Consider the following 2,082-nt stretch of genomic DNA (forward strand, 5'->3'; position numbering starts at 1 on the left):
GCGCCGTGCTCGTCTCAGGCGTCGGCTGGAAACAACAAAAGGTGACGATTAGCAGGGGAGGGCGATGATGAAGACTCTTGCCTTCATTCGACGCCCCCTGAGCCATATGCCCGGCCTTGCTGCCGCCTGCATCCTCACCGTCCTCCTTTCCGGGTGCCAATCGATCGACACAGAAGGTCTTGTCGCCAGCAACGCGCCGCCCGAAATCTCAGGACCGGCGGCGAGCGCGATTGCCGGCGACATGGTCAGCCGCCTTGCCGAACAGATCGGGCCGGGCAAAGCAACCGTTGCACTAAAGGTCGATACTTCACCCTTCGGTCAGGCACTGGAGGCGGCGCTGAAGGGATGGGGCTATGCGGTCGTCACCGACCAGAAGACCGATAGCGGAATGACCATCGTCACGCTCGCCTATGTCATCATATCATTCGACGGGCAGGTACTTGCGCGCCTTTCGACCAACAGCGTCGAACTCGGCCGCGCCTACACGGTGACTTCGACCGGTGCCACGGCGACGAGCGCGCTTTCGCTGATGCGGCGCGGGTAGGAGGATATCATGGTGCAGTCCCTCAACCTCGGCGGCGCGCAGAACAGTCAGGCGGCATCAGGCATCCGCCGGATCAATCGCCTGCCGATCGTCGTCGTCATCGTGCTGGCGGTGGCCTTCCTCGGCATCATCTTCTATGGGCTCGCCTCGCGCGGGCTTTATTTCGGGAGGGATAAAGGCCCGGAGTCCAGTTCCGGCGAACCCGCCTCAACTTTTGCCGATCAGATCAAGCGCGGTGTCACCGACGGTATTATCGGCGAACCGCAACAGCAGACGACGTTTCAGCCGACACCTGTCGAGACGAAGCAGGTGGACGAAAAGGCGAGCAATCCGTTCACCCCGACGCCGGAACAGCGTCGCGGACAGGAACTGGAGCCGGAGGCGGTCTGGCGGGCGCGTCTCGAGCGCGAGCAACAGGAGCAATATCTCCGGGAGAGACAGCGCCAGCGCATGGCAAGGCTCCAGGCAAACGATGCCGCCTATGATGCGCCGCTCGCAATCGATCGCGGCAAGCTGGAGGCACGCACGGCAACAGACGATACTTCGGCCGCCAATACATCGACTGCGATCTCGCCGACGGCAGGCGCTTCCGATCTCTATGCCGCCGCCTTGCGTGCCGGTCTCGGCGGCCAGAACATCGATCCCAATGGGCAGAAGAGCAAGGAAGACTTCTTCAACACGGATCTCAAGGACCTCGGCTACCTGCCAAACCGTGTTGTCCCACAACAGTCACTCTACGAACTGAAACGGGGCTCGGTGATCCCGGCGACCTTGATCACTGGCATTAATTCCGATCTGCCCGGCCGCATAACTGCCCAGGTCAGCCAGAACGTTTACGACAGTGCGACCGGCCATCGCCTGCTGATCCCGCAAGGAACGAAACTCTTCGGCCGTTACGACAGCAAGGTCTCGTTCGGCCAGAGCCGCGTGCTCGTCGTTTGGTCCGATATTATCTTCCCGAACGGCTCAACGCTGCAGATCGTCGGCATGGCAGGAACCGATGCTGAGGGCTACGGAGGCTTTAAGGACAAGGTGAACAACCATTATTTCAAAACCTTCGGCTCGGCGGTGATGATTGCGCTGATTGGCACCGGGATCGACATGTCAGTGCCGCAGAGTTCGACGCTCGCAACGCAGGACACGGCGTCAGATGCAGCGAGGCGTAACTTCGCGGAGACCTTCGGACGGGTCGCTGATCGGACCATCCAACGCAATATGGATGTCCAGCCCACACTGGAGATCCGGCCTGGCTACAAGTTTAATGTGCTGGTCGATCAAGACATCATATTCAACGGGATCTATCGGAATTGATGGCCGCACGCACCTCCGCCTTCTCACGCAAATGCTGAGTGAGAAGGCTGGGCTTGATGGAAATATGAATTGATCAAGTTCTGGAATGCGGGCGGAAATCAAGTGATCCGCACACCAAGGTGGCCGTTGACCTTCCAGTCGTATCGACAGCTGATGGCCAACGGCTCTCCCGGGAGGACTGGCTGGCACGGCGCGCCAGCCAGCAGATATCAGCCGGAGCCCCGGTA

General features: G+C 60.4%; 2 protein-coding genes. Both read left to right on the top strand.

Going from position 1 to position 2,082, the window contains the following annotated elements:
- The first annotated feature begins 67 nt into the window (after nucleotides 1-67).
- Nucleotides 68-544: a conjugal transfer protein TrbH gene (gene trbH, locus T18_RS24370; protein ID WP_046205713.1), complete on the top strand. Its 477-nt coding sequence runs from the start codon at nucleotides 68-70 to the stop codon at nucleotides 542-544.
- 9 nt (nucleotides 545-553) lie between these two features.
- Nucleotides 554-1,855, top strand: coding sequence for an IncP-type conjugal transfer protein TrbI (trbI, locus tag T18_RS24375; RefSeq protein ID WP_010892438.1), 1,302 nt, complete (start codon nucleotides 554-556; stop codon nucleotides 1,853-1,855).
- The last annotated feature ends 227 nt before the right edge of the window (nucleotides 1,856-2,082 follow it).

It is taken from the genome of Rhizobium sp. TBD182, from assembly GCF_001950375.1.
Classification (GTDB): domain Bacteria; phylum Pseudomonadota; class Alphaproteobacteria; order Rhizobiales; family Rhizobiaceae; genus Agrobacterium; species Agrobacterium tumefaciens.

Excerpts from the sequence above, each read along its gene's own strand:
- trbH (WP_046205713.1), top strand. The coding sequence starts at position 68 with ATGAAGACTCTTGCCTTCATTCGACGCCCCCTGAGCCATATGCCCGGC.
- trbI (WP_010892438.1), top strand. The coding sequence starts at position 554 with ATGGTGCAGTCCCTCAACCTCGGCGGCGCGCAGAACAGTCAGGCGGCA.